Source organism: Acinetobacter sp. ANC 4558, from assembly GCF_002135375.1.
Taxonomy (GTDB): domain Bacteria; phylum Pseudomonadota; class Gammaproteobacteria; order Pseudomonadales; family Moraxellaceae; genus Acinetobacter.
On sequence record NZ_NEGH01000014.1, the window covers coordinates 1 to 14,596 of the forward strand.

Sequence of the window (14,596 nt, forward strand, 5' to 3'; positions counted from 1 at the left end):
CTCTTTTGTTCTGTCATTTCGCTTTCCTTTAGACGTAAAAAAACGCCCTTTAGGCGCTACTGATTCAAATGCTTATCTACATTAATTGTTCAAAAAATAAGACAAAGCCAATAAAAATGGACTCGCTGCAAACAATAAAATTGCTGTTCCAATACAAAACCTTAAATATGGTGACAAATTTCCTTCCATTTCTACGCCCTCTTGTGGATGTATTTTTACTTTACCTTTGGTAAACTTAGTCATAGATTCTTACTTATTCCTGATCAATTTGTAGGAAACAAAAAAGCCCATGATTGCAGTCACGGGCTTTTTGCTTTTTTGAGGTAATAAAAAACCTCCCGAAAGAGGTTTTTAACTTTACTTGCGTCTATATTCCAATGCCATACGTTCAGTACAACTTAAATGCCATTGATAGTACTCAAATCTTTCGTGCTGTCTTTTTAGATATTCTTTATCAATAAAATGAAATGCAAACATCGCACCATCAGTAAAATGATCATTGATAGCTGAAGCCATGTTTGGGCTAAGTGCTCTAAGTGGTTCGCCAAACTGCCTCCACCATTCACGAATCCAAAGCATATGCCATGCTAAACCCTGAACATTATTGTGATAGTTTTTATCCATCTGCACTAAATCATCTTGCTTAACAGGTGTTTTAGCCTTTAATTCCATAGTTTCTAAATAATGAATTGCTTCGGGAAAATGAATTGCTAGAAGCTCTGCATAACGTGGAATTTTAAAATGTCGGTTATGGCGACTCCACATTTCAGCGTAAATCTTACGCTCACCTTTAGACCGACGATCTACAATTTCATGTAGTAAAGCTTGTTGCTCAGGTGAAATGGACTTGCGATCATTTATTTTCCATTGCATCACTAACATTTTATAAGCACGAATTACAATAAGATGAAACTTTGCAGAAATCCACATTGCATATGAATACACTAAATCTTCTACAACATAAGTCCCTCTATTAACACCACCATTAATAACTTTTATGGCAGTGTGAGAATTCTCACAGTGGTTTTTTTTAGATGATGTCGGATTTCCAACATCATAATGCTCAGCTTCAATTTCCGAAATTAAAGCTTGTGTTTGTTCATTACGGATAAAGTAAGTTGGTCTATGCTTATCAAGACCACCACTTGCTTGAAGCCCACATCAAATCTGTAATCGACATCATGAGAGAATCCAAAGACTGGGATGAACTTAAACAGAAGATAGACCAAAAATATCCAAAGCAATAAGGCGGATTGAATGAGTAATGTAGAAAAAATATTAAAACAATATGCGCCCGAGCTTGAAAAAAATATAATGTTTATTTTGCTAGCACCCTATGAGAGGGTAGCTATGATAGATGTCTGCCGGCTAACTTCAGAGCAAAATCCTTTAGTTAATCAAAATAATTTGTTTTTAAGACAACTACAAATTGTTCGTAACTGCTATGAGATTATAATACACTCATACAATCAAGAAACCGCAAAATCAAGATTAACTTTACTACATCAAACCATATTCGATATGTCCCCATATTGGATGTTACTTGGTAATAGCAATCTATCTGAAATATTTAAAATATTAAATGATTTTAAATGTGATGCTCATACAGCATTCTATATTAACGCTTATATACACAATATAGAGAAATCAACAGTATCAAAAAGAAAGGCAACTATTGATAAATATTATTTACTAGCAATCGGAAGCTTAAAATCAGCAACAACAGATTGTTTTGTAAGACAAAACATTATTGAAACTCATATATCCAACCACCGAAATGACGAACTTTTTAATAAAGTACAAACATTAGAAGGAATTGTGGTTGTTGTGCCCAACCACATTTAATCAAAAACATCTCTCAATGCTTTAATTTTCCTACTTAAACATAAAAAATAAAATGATTAGGCATGCAAATACAATTACCCCGCCCATAATACCTGTAAGATTGCTATTTGAAATCTCCTGCTCTAGGGTTTGTTGATTTATTATAGCGGTCTCGTCGTTCAATGCATTTGTGTGAGCAATCATTTCATCGGTCATCAAGTTTAAAAAGATTTCTTGATCTTCGAAGCTGAATTTTTTCGTAAATTCTACCTGCACATCACTTAAGTCATTCGAAGCTTGATACAGGCTAATGCCTTGGGTATTTGCTATAGATTTCATTAGCTCGCTTCTTGCTTGAACAAGCTTTCTAATATTATCCCTTGCGAATGGATAAATAACCTGTATTCCATACAGTTCACCTGCTTGTCCCGCCTCAGTAAATTCCGAGTTGTCTATACAGCCATTTATACCAATATTGCCATACCACTCCTTAGGCGCGACACGGGCTTCTTCTGCATGAATTCTCTCAAAGTTAGATTTATCTTCTTCAGAAATGCTTGCAAAAAAAGCATCAAAAATATCAGCCACCTCTAAAAACGCCTGCTCTTCTGTTAAATTTTGATCGATTTGTAATTTTGCCTTAAATTCTAATTGATTTCTAAGTGCCTCACGAACCTCACCCCTTGCTACTGGGGAGTGCATGGTTACCCCAAAAAGTTCACCTAATATTTTTTTCATAAAACCCACCCTTTTAGAATGAGATCAAGATACTAAATATTAGTTGAAAAAGAAACTAATCATTTATTGGCTTCTCTTATGAACCTTGTCTAAAAATAGATTGTCCAGGACAAAAATACTCTCAACAAAAATATGCATTTCACACGGCGCATCGTGAAGATTTAAGTAAGCTTCTATAGTACTGCTGTCTAAAGGCAAGGCAACACCAGATTCATATGAGCGTGATCGAGAAATCACATTGAACGCACTTAAAATTATATTCGCCACATAGCTATATTCTGGCGGTTCTGGAATCCTTACCCCTAACGCTTGGAGTTGTTTCTTTTGGTGCTCGGTCTTCCCAATGTCCGAGCTGTGCCATTGGTAGAGGATTGTGACTTTCCCAAAATATCAGCTTTAACTCGATCTGCTTCGTTTTGAATCTTCTCAGCATGTGACATTACAAAGCCCCATATCGCAACACCAATATCACCCATGTTTAAAAGCTTGGTTGCATTCTCTGTTGAATAAGTCGGCTCAACCTCTTGACCATCTTCAAGAAAAACTACACCTTTCCAATCTTCTATCAAATGGCAAGCTGTAGCCTCTAATAACAACTCGTGATAAAGCTTATCGTCAGCACGTGCCATTGGTACATCATAACCCTTATGCGCGACTTGATTTTGCGCACGCTCTAAGGCCACACGATATGGCTTGTAAGACTGTCCACGTATTTTAAACTCGGCAAGAATATTGCCTTCTTCATCTTTATATTCTTTCCAAAGGGAAATATTTTCACTCTTTTGAATTTCGACTTTTAATGCCATGGTTCTTTGATCCTAAAAAAGTAAACCGCCTATCAAGGCGGTATTATTCTGCTCTTATAACTTCAATCGTGTGATTTTTGGCGATACACGAATATGGTTAAAATTCACATCCAACGTAATAGTGTCTTCACCGCCACCATCTGGATGATTTGCCTCCGATACTTCTAGTTTCGGGAATTCAAAGGCATATCCATTACCACCACTCTCATCTTCAATTGAAAACTCTAATGGCATTGTGTCTCGTGATTTAACATAGTCTAAATACGATGCTGATTGCGCTGAGAACATGTACTGCGTGTTGACTGTAATATCTACGATCTTTTCTAGGTACGTGGTCGCTGTGAGACGTTTAGAACCAATACAGCGGATCGCTTCAAGATTATTATTGATAGAAAGCTCGAGCGTCTGCATACATGCTTTCCCAATAACCGTTTCACCATTCACCTTAAGATCACCGACATTCAAGGCTGAAATTAAGACTTCTTCAGGTACAGGTAATGGATTAAGTACAGGACTAGTTGCACTTCTTTCAAAAATAGTCCCAACCATGCCAAAGTTCGCCGTAATCTTTCCTGTGGTTGCAATCGATAAAGAGGCTTCTCCAATACGAATACCGCGATAAATAAAGATTTGCCCGATATCTTCAAATACTTTAACCAGGGTAAATGTCTTGCGAACATCTCCACCAAATAGCAGTACACCTTGATCATCCCATTCATTCATGGCAACGGCTGACCAAAAGTCATCAAATAGACCGACTGATAGTTCTACCTCTAAGCTACCTGTAATTTCTGCTTCTGTTGCAAGCCCACCTTGACGAAAGCGATTATCAGCAACACTTGATGAAGTCTCTGTTGTCACAGATTCCGAAAGTCCATCTGTCACACGGCGGACTGTTTTCCATATCGGTGTATCAGGTAAGACCTCAGGTGTTTTTTCCTCTGCATAGTAGAGGCGAATCTTAGCTCCAGAACTCATTGAGTCCTCCTTAATTTAGACGTAAAAAAAACCTCCTTTAAGGAGGTGGATAGGCTGAATGGTCATTTTGACCATAGAGGTTTAAATTTCTTTAATCTTCATCTTCTTTAAAATCTAAGGATGGTTGCGCCTCTTTAATTAACTCATCCAATTCTTTCAACATAGCTGGTTTCGTCTGCTTTCCATTAACTGATAGAAAACGTCCTGCTTCTGATAAACCCAGTGTAATCAATTCAACCTGTGCTGAAAGCTTACCGATACGTACTTGCAAACCATTTTTGAGATTACGTGCTAGTTCTTCTTGTTCGATATAGTACTTACGGATTTCATGACCTTTTTCATTACGCTCCATCATCCCAAGATGTTTAGTCATATCTACTGAGATGATGTATTCATTTAAATATTTTGCACCTGACACCTGCTCCTCTTTTTTGAGGAGCAGAGTGTAATCAAAGTTTTCTTCAAATTTACACTGCTTAATTCGACGTTTAATCCAGTCTGAGAAGTCTGTTTTAACTTCTAGCATTTTGTGTAAGTCGCGAGCATTCACACCTAATTGGATTTTTCCATTTAGTTCAACTTCAATAAATGGAGTTTGCTGTTTTGGATTTACCATCATGTTCATAAGATTTCCTCTTATACACATGTTCAAAATAAAAAACTGGCAGGCGTATGAACATGAAAATACGCTTTTCAAACCGTCGTTCTAGCCAGTGCTTGCCATTTTCAGGCATAAAAAAACCGCCCAAGGAGGACGGTTTAGAAAAAGAGTTGAGTTAATTAATTCTGTAAGCAACATTCACATTATATTGATAGAAGCTCAAATCGGAAGGATTTCCAATCACCGAGGTATGACCAGCATCAATAATACTGGCTTCCATCATTTCTAAATGACCAATACTATAAAACTCCATATGCTCAACCCACTTATCAGCCAATAACGATAACTCATATGTACCTGAATTTAACGGCGCAAATAACTGAATAAAGACAATGCCAGTAGTTCGAGTGCAAGGCTTATTGCCTATACCAGAGATAAACTTCCCTGCATTACTCACTGTAATTTTAGCCCATAATTCTTTTTCAGGTGCTTCAAATGGCTGACCTTCATAAAGCTCATTATTTGCCAATTGAATATACTTTTTAGGCATTCCAGTAAATGTACCAACACGCATAAGAATAGCCTGTAAGCCTTCCGTATTCGTCATCATTTGTATTTCTCACTAATAAGCTGAAATGCTAATGCATACACCCCTTCGGGTGCTTGTCCTGAATGGCCGTTTTCGATTGCTATTCCATATGACAGATTATTTTGAATATAAACACATGAGCCTATATGTGCTTTTGCAATCTCTTTTGCACCATCATTAAATGTGGTTTGGTCTAATGTGCCCTTAGGTGCTTTGTTATCACCCTGAACCGTTTCATAACTCGGATTGTCAATGGATACACGATGATTAGCTCGATAGGTACCATCCATTACAGGACTACCAAGAATAACTGCTTGCAACATTTCACCACTTACACGGCGTAAATGCTCATCACCATCTTTTAATACTTGTATTGCAAACTCAGTCGGTTTTTTTCCAGTCCAGCCCATAGCATTGACTCACACTTTCCTTAACTGACAAACCCAAATACTGCCTGTTGGATCTTGTCCAATATTCACCACTTTAAAATTGCCTTTCGCCGTGGTCCATACATCAGATATTACTGGTACTGCGCTTACTTCATTTTGAAGCACTGTCGCTTTACAGTCTGTGATTTGATAATCCAAAGGCTTCACCATATCTTTTAAATATGAGCCAAATAGAACGCCTCTACCGCTATACGCTTCTTTTTTAGTTGTTTGATAGGTCTGAGTTGCATAGTCGAACTGACCTGATTTAATTTCTTTTATACAAGTGAAAGTATCCACGGCGTCGGCTAATTTTGAGTTAAATGCTTTAGCTACTTTGGCTTGAATTTTACTTTTAATCATCTTCGAAACACCTCAAACGTAAAGCTTTTATTTTTTAAACCTAATGAGGCTATATAGGCTTTCGCTATTTGCTCATATTCCGATACTTCAACACTGCCTTCAGAATAAGTTTCCGTAACTTGCACCGTATCAGCCTTTACGCTTTCACTTGTAGTCTGCCTTGCGACACCTGCATAGATAACACCTGCCTGAATACCTTTAATAATTTCACAGGTTGCATCCTGTAAAAGGTGATCAATTGGATCAGGAACAAAACCAATTTCATTCCTCATCCATGTGTTGGCTAACTTCACCAATCGAGCTTTATCACCATCATCGGCGAAATCTGCCCCTAAAATCGCTTCAGCTTGTTCAATTGTGATAAAGCTCATGATGTTATTCCTTTGGTTCTTCTAATTTAGCTGCATCTTCCGCAGCTTTAGCGGCTTTTAACTCAGCAGCAGTTGGTTTTTTAACTTTAGCCTCTAGATCCACGACTTGAGCCTTAAGTGCATCACGCTCCGCAATAACCTTTTCCATGTCAGTCTTTAGAGCCACATTTTCAGCAATAACCTTTACACATTCTGCTTTTGCATCATCAATAGCTTGCTGTAGTTCTGGTGCAATTTCAGCATTAAGCGAAACAGCAATTTGTTGATTTTGAGATTTGTAGTGACTAGGGACTTCACCGCCGTATTCATCTGCCTGTTCAATGAAATCACCTTCTTTTACCGCTGATGCTTTGCGTAAAACCCAACCATCGCTTTGCAATTTTTCAATATTTTCTGTCGAGAAATCATCTGTGAAGTATATTTTTTTAAAATTCATTTTCCGCTCCAAAAAAGAAAGCCCCTAAATGGGGCAAGCTTTCTATTTAGATTTCACCAATACACCAGCCGTATCTTTTAAATCAGTTGCAATCAATTTCCAGTTTGTAGAGGTTGCAATCGCAGTATCGTTTGGCGATGCTCCACCAGTTGCAGTATTCCAAGCATAACCCTTCACACCTGCACCATAAGACCATTCACCTTGATAGGTGTATTTCAAGTTTTCACTACCAGTTGTCGGCACTAATTCAGCATTAAAGTCATTGTTATCATTGATCGCTATCGCGCCCTCAACAAGTCCTAATGAATTGTAGTGGGTTACCGCTGGACTTCCTGATGTGCTTGATAATGACGGTGAATCAGTCACAACAAATAAACGACCAAACGGATCTCGTACAACATTTACACCGTCATACATAAATAGTCGTTCACTGTTTGCTAAAGCATTATCGAATAAATTATGCATCGCCGTTGAATGAACCACCCATGCACGTAACGCACCCGAGCGATCCCCCATTCGTGCAGCGCCTTTGTTGAGTAAACGGAAGGAAGCATCTGTCGTGCCATCACCTTCTACCAACTTGGTTTGACCGCTAATTGCTGCAACACCTGCGGAAATACCTGCATTTAACATGTCGGCAATTTTTGCTTTACCAAGTTGCTCACCAATCGTTAAAGCAGCAAGCTCTGGGTTCTGTAATAACCATAGGTATTGCTGTTTTTCATATTCAATTGGTGGTGTTCCTGCTGCTACTTTTACTGCAACATCAAGCAACTGCTCAAGTCGTTTAGCTGTCACAGCACCATTACCATAAGCATTACGACGGCGTACAATTCCTTGAATCGCTTTAAATGATGCTTTCATATTGAAATCACCATTAAATGGCTCGTTAATCAATGTAATAGCGCCTTGCGATGCTTCGTTGAATTTCGCAACATCCTGAGCAACTGTTTCAGTCATTGCGATTTGTGTTTGTTTATTAAATACCTGTAAATCAAAAGGCATGAGTTCTAACTCCTAAAATTATTGAGTGCCTGCATTTTTTAAATAAGCAATTTTTTCGTCATCTGTTTTACAGTCAGCGAGTGATGCTTTTACATTACCGCCCTGACCACCATTATTTTGATAACCACCACCATTACCTTGACCGCCTTTCAAGATTTGGTCTTTAAATTGATAACCATCAACCAACAAGCCTAGTGCTTCATCAAAGTCAGCTAATTCACCAGGACGTGCACGTGAGAAAAGTTGTTGACCATTGTTGTCGTAAGCAACCACTTTGCCATTTTCGACTTTGAAGTTACGTCCGAACTGTGCTTGAATCATGTCGGCTGGTACCGAGATTTTGTCTTTAATCATTTGTGATCGAGCAAAACCACCACCGATAAGTTCGCCGTGTAACTGATTTTGAAGATCATCACGCTGTTGCACGATCGGAGCATATTTTTCTTCTACTGCTTTAATTGCTTCAGCTTTGACTTTTTCGACTTCACCTGCATCAACAAGCTCTTTATCATCGTAATTTTTAACTGTAGCCAACGCCGTTTTAGCAGCAGCTGGATCATCAATTCCATCAAATGCTTTTAAAGCGGTTTCAGCTTTTTCTTTGTTTTCACGTGTGGTTTTTAATTCGCTATTTAATCGAGAGATTGTTGCTACCGTTTGCGGTGCATCAAAAGCGATTTCGGTACCATCATCGTGTACATAGACAGGCTTTCCATCTTGAAGAACGACATTGCCGTTTTCATCTAGTTTGAGTTTCATAAGTCCTTTGACCTTTTTTGTAAATTACTGGCATTAAAAAAGCACCTCGAAAGGTGCTGTGATTTGGATTGTTCTTTTAGGTAATGATTACCCAGTCTTCTGCGAATAAATCACCTGTACTAGGAGTCCACCCCATAGCGAGTGTGTCTTGCGCTGTCTTTAATGTGCAATATGGTGCAACATCAATTTGACCACCTAATTTTTCAGCATGCGCTTTGTTGTGTTGGTTCCAAATTTTTGAGGCATCTGTGATAGTGGTTTGAGCTTGAGCAACCACATACTGGTTTTTACCATTCCAACCACTACGTGCAACTTTTAACCCTGCCTTTAACGCTGCTATAGCATCACCAAAGTTGAGCAAGCCGCTAGACTTGTAAGAGTTTTCAAAAACATCCTTAGGTGACCAAGAAATATAACCAGCGTGTCGATCATCATTTGGTTTGCCACCATCCACATATTCCACTAAATAACCCTGTTCAGCTGGATCTTCATTTTCAGGAATAGTCCAATCACGATATTCATTGTATTCACCGCGTGTCATTGGTACGGCTAATACTGATTTGTTGCCAATAAATGCAATCATTGATGCTGCTAATAACTTCTTACTCATTTTCTTTACTCACAAAAAAAGAGCCAATTGGCTCCGTGGTTAATTAAATAATCTACTGCTCTAATCGTGGTTCATCTTCAAAACGAACGCCGTGTGCTCCCCACGCATCAAAAGTGACTGTGACTTTTGGCGGCATGCCTGAATGACTCTCAAGCACCACGGATATTTGACCCTGTAATAGTTCACCTGTTTGCTCATCGTGTAGAGCTAATTTATTGCCAATACGCTTAACAACCAGTGGTCTAGTTTTAACTTTAGTCATAACACCACCGCCTTTCGTCTTTCTTGCCCCAAGCTAAGCCACATCATTTGACGGCGCAGCGCATTCGCTCGAAATGGTGGAAGAATTAGATCCATGCTCAATATGTAGCGAATCTCATTAATATCTAAAACAGATGTGGTTAATTTAATCATTCGTTTCAAAGCTCCGTATTTCTATCGTATACAAGTCATAAAAATATCTTGATATTGAAAAATCCTTAGCTTTAGATTCTCTCTGAAAGTCTAAATCTAACTTTCTACATTGATCTTTGAATATTCGAAATTCTTCATCTGAATGATGAGGGCCCAATTCATGTGGTGCATTTTTTAAATATGTTTGGGCGAGTTCTAATACCTTAAGAGCTTTACATTCATCTTGTGTTCGATAAAACGCATGAAATCCTTCCTCATATTGCTCATAGGTTCCAACTTCATAAATTTTTATCACAACCCCAACCCCTTAAATGTTTGCTTATCCAGTGCTTCCAACTCGGTTAACGAATAACCTCGCTTATTCAACGGATCTGCAAACTTGTCTAAACTGTACTCGCCCCTTTTATAGAGCTCATACTTGGTTTTTCCTAACCAAGTTCGTTGAAAAAACTCATCGGATTGCTCAAAGAATTCCTTAAATGACGTATTTGCGTCTAACTGTCCAATAAGTTGTGAACGCTCATCTTTCGGAATATCTTTAACTTTGCGTTCATCCATGACAAATGGACGTTTGCCAGTAACGTTACCGTCTTCGTCACAACCGATATAAGTTGTACGATTATTCGGATGCACTGGAAATCGTGGTCGAGTTGAATCATCAATCCGATAGACATCACCATCAATGGATGCACAGTATTTACAGGTTCGACCATCTAAAGTGGCAACCACTTTTACATATGTATAGCCCAGAGCTTTATAAGTCTCGATGTAGGTTGCATTACTGATATGGCTACGTGCTGTTCTAACCTGTCGGTCTATTTCAGATGCAGTGCGTTCTAAAATTCCATCTTTATAATCCAGTGACTTCTTACCTTTAATACGTTGAACAATTTGCTGATTGCTTTGGCCTTGGGAAATACCATCACGAATAACATATTCAACTTTCTTTCGAAGTGAACCGGCAATATCAGAAAATAACTCATCGACCAATTGTCCACCCGAAAACGGCGTACTCTTGATGGTTTTATAAATCTTCTCACCTGCTACAACAGCGGTAGCATTAGTAATCAGATTAGCAGTGTATGACGCCTCATAAACTGCTAACGCCGTGGCAGATTTATTAAAGTTTTCGGATAGGTCTTGATCAATTGATTTAAACCAATCTTTTAGAATTGCTTTAATTTCTTCAATTCGACGACTGCTCTTTGCTCGACGATCAAAGTTAAGGCTTTGCAGTGCTTTACGCTCGGCATCACTTAATTCATCGAGTAATTCACTCAACTTGAATAATTGTTCTCGTGAGAGTTGATTAAACTTCGCCGTAAGCTCGTTAATGCTTTGAGATGATGCTCGGTACAAATACGCTGAATGCTGGCTCAGCGCATCAATTAAGGCTTTTTGCGCTGACTTGCTCATACGGATTCATCCTCATCATCCAAACCACCATCGTTACGGCGTTCGATCTTTTTCACAATGTCATCCCATTTATCCTCTGGGAATGTTCCTGTTTGTTCATAGCTGTACCAAACATACATTGGTAACTCATTTGCAATGCATGCTTCATAAATCAAACGTGAACGTATTGGATCGTACTTCGGCTTATTGAAGTCTTGAGCAATGGTGAAGCTTAATTCATTTACAGGAAAATCATGTGCTGGCATGGAAAACTTCGCACACCAGCGTAATGCATTGGTAAAAGCCTCTGAAACATTGGCTGCAACTAAAGATAAAACGGAATGTTGCACTGAATTATCATTATCTGCTTGTGTTGCCGTCTTATTTGCAGAACCTACTTCAATCAAACGAGCGCCTAGCTCTTTCATTTGATTCCATTTATCTTGCATACGCTCATAAGCCAAGCCATTCTTTTCAGCTTGAACCATTTTTGCATCAGTAGGAATCCCTGATCGACTGCCTACACCTACACCACTTTCTTTCATTAATCGATATTGTTCTTCAGAAATAGAGGGAAAACATAAAGTCGGCTGACCGACAATAAAGGCTGATTCCTCAACATCTGCTGTACTGGCGTAATAAGATAGCTCCATCATACTCAGTTCATACAATGGCGCCGTGCCAATTTCCTCTGAGTTATCAATCGCACCACAAAAGCTAAATGGAATATAGTCCCATGTATGACCGTGATAATCTGTCGGTATGTATTTTTCACCTTCAACCAATTCGCCTTTATCGTTCTTTTTAAACACCTGTATGGTGTAAATCAGATTTTTACTTTCACCCTCTTCCAATCGCAAAATACGGTATTGTTCAAACGTATTTACCTTGAAATCTTCACGCTCTCGTACCAACTCTTTGATTTTTACAAAGTTCAGTTTCTTCTGATTCCCAACAATTAAATAATCCCAATCTAGGATAAATTTTGCAGCAATAATATGAATCATCGGAAAAGCATTCTTTTTCTTTTCCTCGGCTTGATTTTTACTTGGTGCCACATTTGGAAAGTCTACATATACACCACAGCGATAATTACGATTTATCAGCCGTGTTGCACGTTGTGAGCATTGATAAATAGAACGCCCTGCACCATCCGCATTACGCTCTAAATATTCAATCCCATCAGGACGATTGAATACTGGCGTTTTCCCAAAAGCTAGACCAATATGACTTGCCAATGTTCTTGAAGCCACCCCAGGGAAAATTGCACGATGCAAATATTCTGCATAACGCAGCTCACCTGTTGGATCATTCTTAGATGCAAATAAAGAAGGCAGTTTTAAATATTCTTTACCTTTTTGTTTAATCGCTTCCTGACCATCACAGACATCATCTAACTTATTCCAAGTATGAATGTGCTTATCATAGTCAGCATGTGTTGCTGTAATGCTCATAATTTTAGAATCCAAAGATAGGTAAATCTATTCGGGTAACCGGTCTAATAATCGGAAAACGCTTCACTAAGGGATAACCACCAGCATCACCCACATGATCTAGTCCAGCTGATTTATCTGGCATGCCAAATTTGTCATAAACTTGCTGTTCTAACGTTTCAGTAAAACGTGGGCATTTATTGGTATTTACCTTCAATGTGCGCTCACCATCGCCGTTTAAGATCAATGCATTCACGGCGTTTATACGATCTTTAATTGCTGGATTAGTTCCATTCACTTCAACTCTAAAACCATGCTCCCTTAAAATCGCATGATCAGATTCACTGCTATTTTTTGAGGACTTTGCCTGACCAGCAGCGTCAGGTATCACTGTAATTTCATGAAATGGAAACTGCTCATTAATCAGCTTTGCCATAGTCGGTGTATCTCTAGCATCTACCAACTCATCAAGTGCTAGTGGTTTACCTTCACGTATCACATACACCACGGCAGCCATTTTAAGTACGTTAAAGTCCATACCAATAATCAAAGGCTCTCTAGGTTGAATCTCTTCATCTGTATGGTTGAGCTTTCGATCAAAATCAGGATAAACAGCACCACTGGTTAAGTTAACAAACTGACCTTTTAAGTAAGCTGAGATTAGCTGTGGCGGATATGACTCAAACAATGATGAAATATAATCTTCGGGAAGATTCTTCGCATTGTCATAAGTAGATGCTTGAATCATGCCGTAAAGCTTTCGTTTAGCTGGAGTTGAGTTCGCTTCTTTTACAAACTGCTCATAGGTAAATTTAAATCCCTCTGGTGTAGTCGCAACATCAATACCATTAATTAAACCAGAATGTTTTACACGCATACGTGCAATGATCTTCCGCCATGCTTGTTGAGCTTTGTCCTTTTTCATGACATCCAGCTCATCAATCAAAGCATGACCGATCTTGAAACCTACAATAGTTTGAGGTTTCTCCATCGATCGACAAATAATAGTGCTTCGATACTGACGACCATAGTAAATATCGACCTCTTTATTTGATTCGTAGATTTTGGTTTTCAACCCCCAATCAAATGCCACTTCATCAATCGTAGGAAAGAAAATATCTCTAATTTGTGGGTAGGTTGGCGCAAAATAACCCAGCGGCACTTTAGGGAATTCCCAAGACTTATCACACAAACTTGAGCATCCGACCCAAGTTTTACCACTTCCAAAGCCAGCCACAAACGCACGAAACTTATTCTCCAGTTGTAAAAAATTAGCCTGAGGTACATTCAGTGTCGGGTTGATGTTCGGCATCGTCTTTACTCGCATCTACAACCTGAATGGTCACTTTCACTGGCGTCGGATCGTCAGCGCCGTCACCATCACCTGTTTTAATTCTTTCAATCTCAAGCTGTTTAAGCTGGATATCTAAAAGCTGTATTTCATAACCCTGCATTTCATCTTTGAATTGTCGAATTAATTTAGTTTTTAAAATTCTATTAATTTTAGGTTCATTATAGATTTTTTGTAATTCATTCAAGCGAACCGCTTTATTGGCTAATGGGATATCAAAAACATTCGTCTTGAAATCACTTCTAGTTTTATGAAATAGCTCTTTAAGTTTCTTGCTTAAGTTTCTACCTGTTGCTTTTGTTGGATCGTAAAGTGCAACCTGTTGCCTCTGTACTTCGATATTAAATTCTTGCTTTACAGCATCTGCTACTTGTTGAGGGGTTTCAAAGCAAGCAAGAGATTGAACTATAAAGATTTTTACAGGCTCTCTTAGTGTTGCCATAAATGCCTCTTCGTAAAGCTACGTAAAGCAAGATAAGCAAAAAAAAGAGCCTC

21 protein-coding genes and 1 pseudogene are annotated in these 14,596 nt (G+C 38.6%); 1 reads left to right on the forward strand and 21 read right to left on the reverse strand.

Features of this window, described 5'->3' with window-relative positions:
• Positions 1-81: 81 nt before the first annotated feature.
• Together B9T31_RS17835 and B9T31_RS14840 are read right to left on the reverse strand one after the other, a co-directional pair.
• The gene (locus B9T31_RS17835) at positions 82-243 is read right to left on the reverse strand and encodes a hypothetical protein (RefSeq protein WP_171264774.1); all 162 of its coding nucleotides are present in this window, start codon (positions 241-243) and stop codon (positions 82-84) included.
• A 114-nt stretch (positions 244-357) separates the two neighbouring features.
• Positions 358-1,128, reverse strand: a pseudogene (locus B9T31_RS14840) (KilA-N domain-containing protein); the annotation flags it as partial.
• A 129-nt stretch (positions 1,129-1,257) separates the two neighbouring features.
• Between B9T31_RS14840 and B9T31_RS14845 the strand changes: the two are divergent.
• Positions 1,258-1,845, forward strand: a complete 588-nt coding sequence (locus B9T31_RS14845) for a hypothetical protein (RefSeq protein ID WP_086182717.1) — start codon at positions 1,258-1,260, stop codon at positions 1,843-1,845.
• A gap of 30 nt (positions 1,846-1,875) precedes the next feature.
• On the opposite strand, the gene B9T31_RS14850 is transcribed toward B9T31_RS14845, so the two are convergent.
• The 19 genes from B9T31_RS14850 to B9T31_RS14940 all read right to left on the reverse strand — a co-directional run bounded on the left by B9T31_RS14850 (position 1,876) and on the right by B9T31_RS14940 (position 14,543).
• On the reverse strand, positions 1,876-2,562 hold the full coding sequence (locus B9T31_RS14850; protein WP_086182718.1) for a hypothetical protein: 687 nt from the start codon (positions 2,560-2,562) through the stop codon (positions 1,876-1,878).
• A 302-nt stretch (positions 2,563-2,864) separates the two neighbouring features.
• Positions 2,865-3,368, reverse strand: coding sequence for a hypothetical protein (locus tag B9T31_RS14860; RefSeq protein WP_086182720.1), 504 nt, complete (start codon positions 3,366-3,368; stop codon positions 2,865-2,867).
• 54 nt (positions 3,369-3,422) lie between these two features.
• On the reverse strand, positions 3,423-4,346 hold the full coding sequence (locus tag B9T31_RS14865; RefSeq protein ID WP_086182721.1) for a phage tail tube protein: 924 nt from the start codon (positions 4,344-4,346) through the stop codon (positions 3,423-3,425).
• Positions 4,347-4,437: 91 nt separating this feature from the next.
• Positions 4,438-4,971, reverse strand: a complete 534-nt coding sequence (locus B9T31_RS14870; protein WP_086182722.1) for an antA/AntB antirepressor family protein — start codon at positions 4,969-4,971, stop codon at positions 4,438-4,440.
• A gap of 151 nt (positions 4,972-5,122) precedes the next feature.
• Positions 5,123-5,557 carry a phage tail terminator-like protein gene (locus B9T31_RS14875; RefSeq protein ID WP_086182723.1) on the reverse strand — a complete coding sequence of 145 codons (435 nt, stop codon included), beginning with the start codon at positions 5,555-5,557 and terminating at the stop codon, positions 5,123-5,125.
• A complete protein-coding gene (locus tag B9T31_RS14880) occupies positions 5,554-5,946 on the reverse strand; it encodes a hypothetical protein (RefSeq protein WP_086182724.1) in 393 nt (130 codons plus the stop codon). The genes B9T31_RS14875 and B9T31_RS14880 overlap by 4 nt, the downstream gene beginning before the upstream one ends.
• Positions 5,947-5,955: 9 nt before the next feature.
• Complete coding sequence (locus B9T31_RS14885) at positions 5,956-6,327, reverse strand: glutamate 5-kinase (RefSeq protein ID WP_416202544.1); 372 nt, start codon at positions 6,325-6,327, stop codon at positions 5,956-5,958.
• Complete coding sequence (locus B9T31_RS14890) at positions 6,324-6,698, reverse strand: hypothetical protein (RefSeq protein ID WP_086182725.1); 375 nt, start codon at positions 6,696-6,698, stop codon at positions 6,324-6,326. The genes B9T31_RS14885 and B9T31_RS14890 overlap by 4 nt, the downstream gene beginning before the upstream one ends.
• A 4-nt stretch (positions 6,699-6,702) precedes the next feature.
• Positions 6,703-7,146, reverse strand: coding sequence for a hypothetical protein (locus tag B9T31_RS14895; protein ID WP_139840928.1), 444 nt, complete (start codon positions 7,144-7,146; stop codon positions 6,703-6,705).
• A gap of 30 nt (positions 7,147-7,176) precedes the next feature.
• Positions 7,177-8,139 carry a major capsid protein gene (locus B9T31_RS14900; RefSeq protein ID WP_086182727.1) on the reverse strand — a complete coding sequence of 321 codons (963 nt, stop codon included), beginning with the start codon at positions 8,137-8,139 and terminating at the stop codon, positions 7,177-7,179.
• Between the two features lie 18 nt (positions 8,140-8,157).
• The gene (locus B9T31_RS14905) at positions 8,158-8,898 is read right to left on the reverse strand and encodes a DUF6651 domain-containing protein (protein ID WP_086182728.1); all 741 of its coding nucleotides are present in this window, start codon (positions 8,896-8,898) and stop codon (positions 8,158-8,160) included.
• Between the two features lie 76 nt (positions 8,899-8,974).
• Complete coding sequence (locus B9T31_RS14910; protein WP_228146064.1) at positions 8,975-9,439, reverse strand: DUF2829 domain-containing protein; 465 nt, start codon at positions 9,437-9,439, stop codon at positions 8,975-8,977.
• A 121-nt stretch (positions 9,440-9,560) separates the two neighbouring features.
• Entirely contained in the window at positions 9,561-9,770 is a 210-nt protein-coding gene (locus B9T31_RS14915) for a hypothetical protein (RefSeq protein WP_086182730.1), read from the reverse strand.
• The gene (locus B9T31_RS17840; protein ID WP_171264775.1) at positions 9,767-9,922 is read right to left on the reverse strand and encodes a hypothetical protein; all 156 of its coding nucleotides are present in this window, start codon (positions 9,920-9,922) and stop codon (positions 9,767-9,769) included. The genes B9T31_RS14915 and B9T31_RS17840 overlap by 4 nt, the downstream gene beginning before the upstream one ends.
• Positions 9,915-10,217 carry a hypothetical protein gene (locus tag B9T31_RS14920; RefSeq protein ID WP_086182731.1) on the reverse strand — a complete coding sequence of 101 codons (303 nt, stop codon included), beginning with the start codon at positions 10,215-10,217 and terminating at the stop codon, positions 9,915-9,917. The genes B9T31_RS17840 and B9T31_RS14920 overlap by 8 nt, the downstream gene beginning before the upstream one ends.
• Entirely contained in the window at positions 10,214-11,338 is a 1,125-nt protein-coding gene (locus tag B9T31_RS14925; protein ID WP_086182732.1) for a minor capsid protein, read from the reverse strand. Before B9T31_RS14925 ends, B9T31_RS14920 begins: the two co-directional genes overlap by 4 nt.
• A complete protein-coding gene (locus B9T31_RS14930; RefSeq protein WP_086182733.1) occupies positions 11,335-12,771 on the reverse strand; it encodes a DUF4055 domain-containing protein in 1,437 nt (478 codons plus the stop codon). Before B9T31_RS14930 ends, B9T31_RS14925 begins: the two co-directional genes overlap by 4 nt.
• A gap of 4 nt (positions 12,772-12,775) precedes the next feature.
• A complete protein-coding gene (locus tag B9T31_RS14935; RefSeq protein WP_086182734.1) occupies positions 12,776-14,062 on the reverse strand; it encodes a terminase large subunit domain-containing protein in 1,287 nt (428 codons plus the stop codon).
• The gene (locus B9T31_RS14940) at positions 14,022-14,543 is read right to left on the reverse strand and encodes a DUF2280 domain-containing protein (RefSeq protein WP_086182735.1); all 522 of its coding nucleotides are present in this window, start codon (positions 14,541-14,543) and stop codon (positions 14,022-14,024) included. Before B9T31_RS14940 ends, B9T31_RS14935 begins: the two co-directional genes overlap by 41 nt.
• Positions 14,544-14,596: the final 53 nt, after the last annotated feature.

Bases quoted from the DNA above. Each gene is read 5' to 3' on its own strand.
- B9T31_RS14935 (WP_086182734.1), bottom strand. From the start codon at position 14,062: ATGCCGAACATCAACCCGACACTGAATGTACCTCAGGCTAATTTTTTA.
- B9T31_RS14900 (WP_086182727.1), bottom strand. From the start codon at position 8,139: ATGCCTTTTGATTTACAGGTATTTAATAAACAAACACAAATCGCAATG.
- B9T31_RS14865 (WP_086182721.1), bottom strand. From the start codon at position 4,346: ATGAGTTCTGGAGCTAAGATTCGCCTCTACTATGCAGAGGAAAAAACA.
- B9T31_RS17835 (WP_171264774.1), bottom strand. From the start codon at position 243: ATGACTAAGTTTACCAAAGGTAAAGTAAAAATACATCCACAAGAGGGC.
- B9T31_RS14910 (WP_228146064.1), bottom strand. From the start codon at position 9,439: ATGACACGCGGTGAATACAATGAATATCGTGATTGGACTATTCCTGAA.
- B9T31_RS14850 (WP_086182718.1), bottom strand. From the start codon at position 2,562: ATGAAAAAAATATTAGGTGAACTTTTTGGGGTAACCATGCACTCCCCA.
- B9T31_RS14905 (WP_086182728.1), bottom strand. From the start codon at position 8,898: ATGAAACTCAAACTAGATGAAAACGGCAATGTCGTTCTTCAAGATGGA.
- B9T31_RS14845 (WP_086182717.1), top strand. From the start codon at position 1,258: ATGAGTAATGTAGAAAAAATATTAAAACAATATGCGCCCGAGCTTGAA.
- B9T31_RS14885 (WP_416202544.1), bottom strand. From the start codon at position 6,327: ATGATTAAAAGTAAAATTCAAGCCAAAGTAGCTAAAGCATTTAACTCA.
- B9T31_RS14880 (WP_086182724.1), bottom strand. From the start codon at position 5,946: ATGGGCTGGACTGGAAAAAAACCGACTGAGTTTGCAATACAAGTATTA.
- B9T31_RS14890 (WP_086182725.1), bottom strand. From the start codon at position 6,698: ATGAGCTTTATCACAATTGAACAAGCTGAAGCGATTTTAGGGGCAGAT.
- B9T31_RS14925 (WP_086182732.1), bottom strand. From the start codon at position 11,338: ATGAGCAAGTCAGCGCAAAAAGCCTTAATTGATGCGCTGAGCCAGCAT.
- B9T31_RS14860 (WP_086182720.1), bottom strand. From the start codon at position 3,368: ATGGCATTAAAAGTCGAAATTCAAAAGAGTGAAAATATTTCCCTTTGG.
- B9T31_RS14870 (WP_086182722.1), bottom strand. From the start codon at position 4,971: ATGAACATGATGGTAAATCCAAAACAGCAAACTCCATTTATTGAAGTT.
- B9T31_RS14875 (WP_086182723.1), bottom strand. From the start codon at position 5,557: ATGATGACGAATACGGAAGGCTTACAGGCTATTCTTATGCGTGTTGGT.
- B9T31_RS14915 (WP_086182730.1), bottom strand. From the start codon at position 9,770: ATGACTAAAGTTAAAACTAGACCACTGGTTGTTAAGCGTATTGGCAAT.
- B9T31_RS14930 (WP_086182733.1), bottom strand. From the start codon at position 12,771: ATGAGCATTACAGCAACACATGCTGACTATGATAAGCACATTCATACT.
- B9T31_RS17840 (WP_171264775.1), bottom strand. From the start codon at position 9,922: ATGATTAAATTAACCACATCTGTTTTAGATATTAATGAGATTCGCTAC.
- B9T31_RS14940 (WP_086182735.1), bottom strand. From the start codon at position 14,543: ATGGCAACACTAAGAGAGCCTGTAAAAATCTTTATAGTTCAATCTCTT.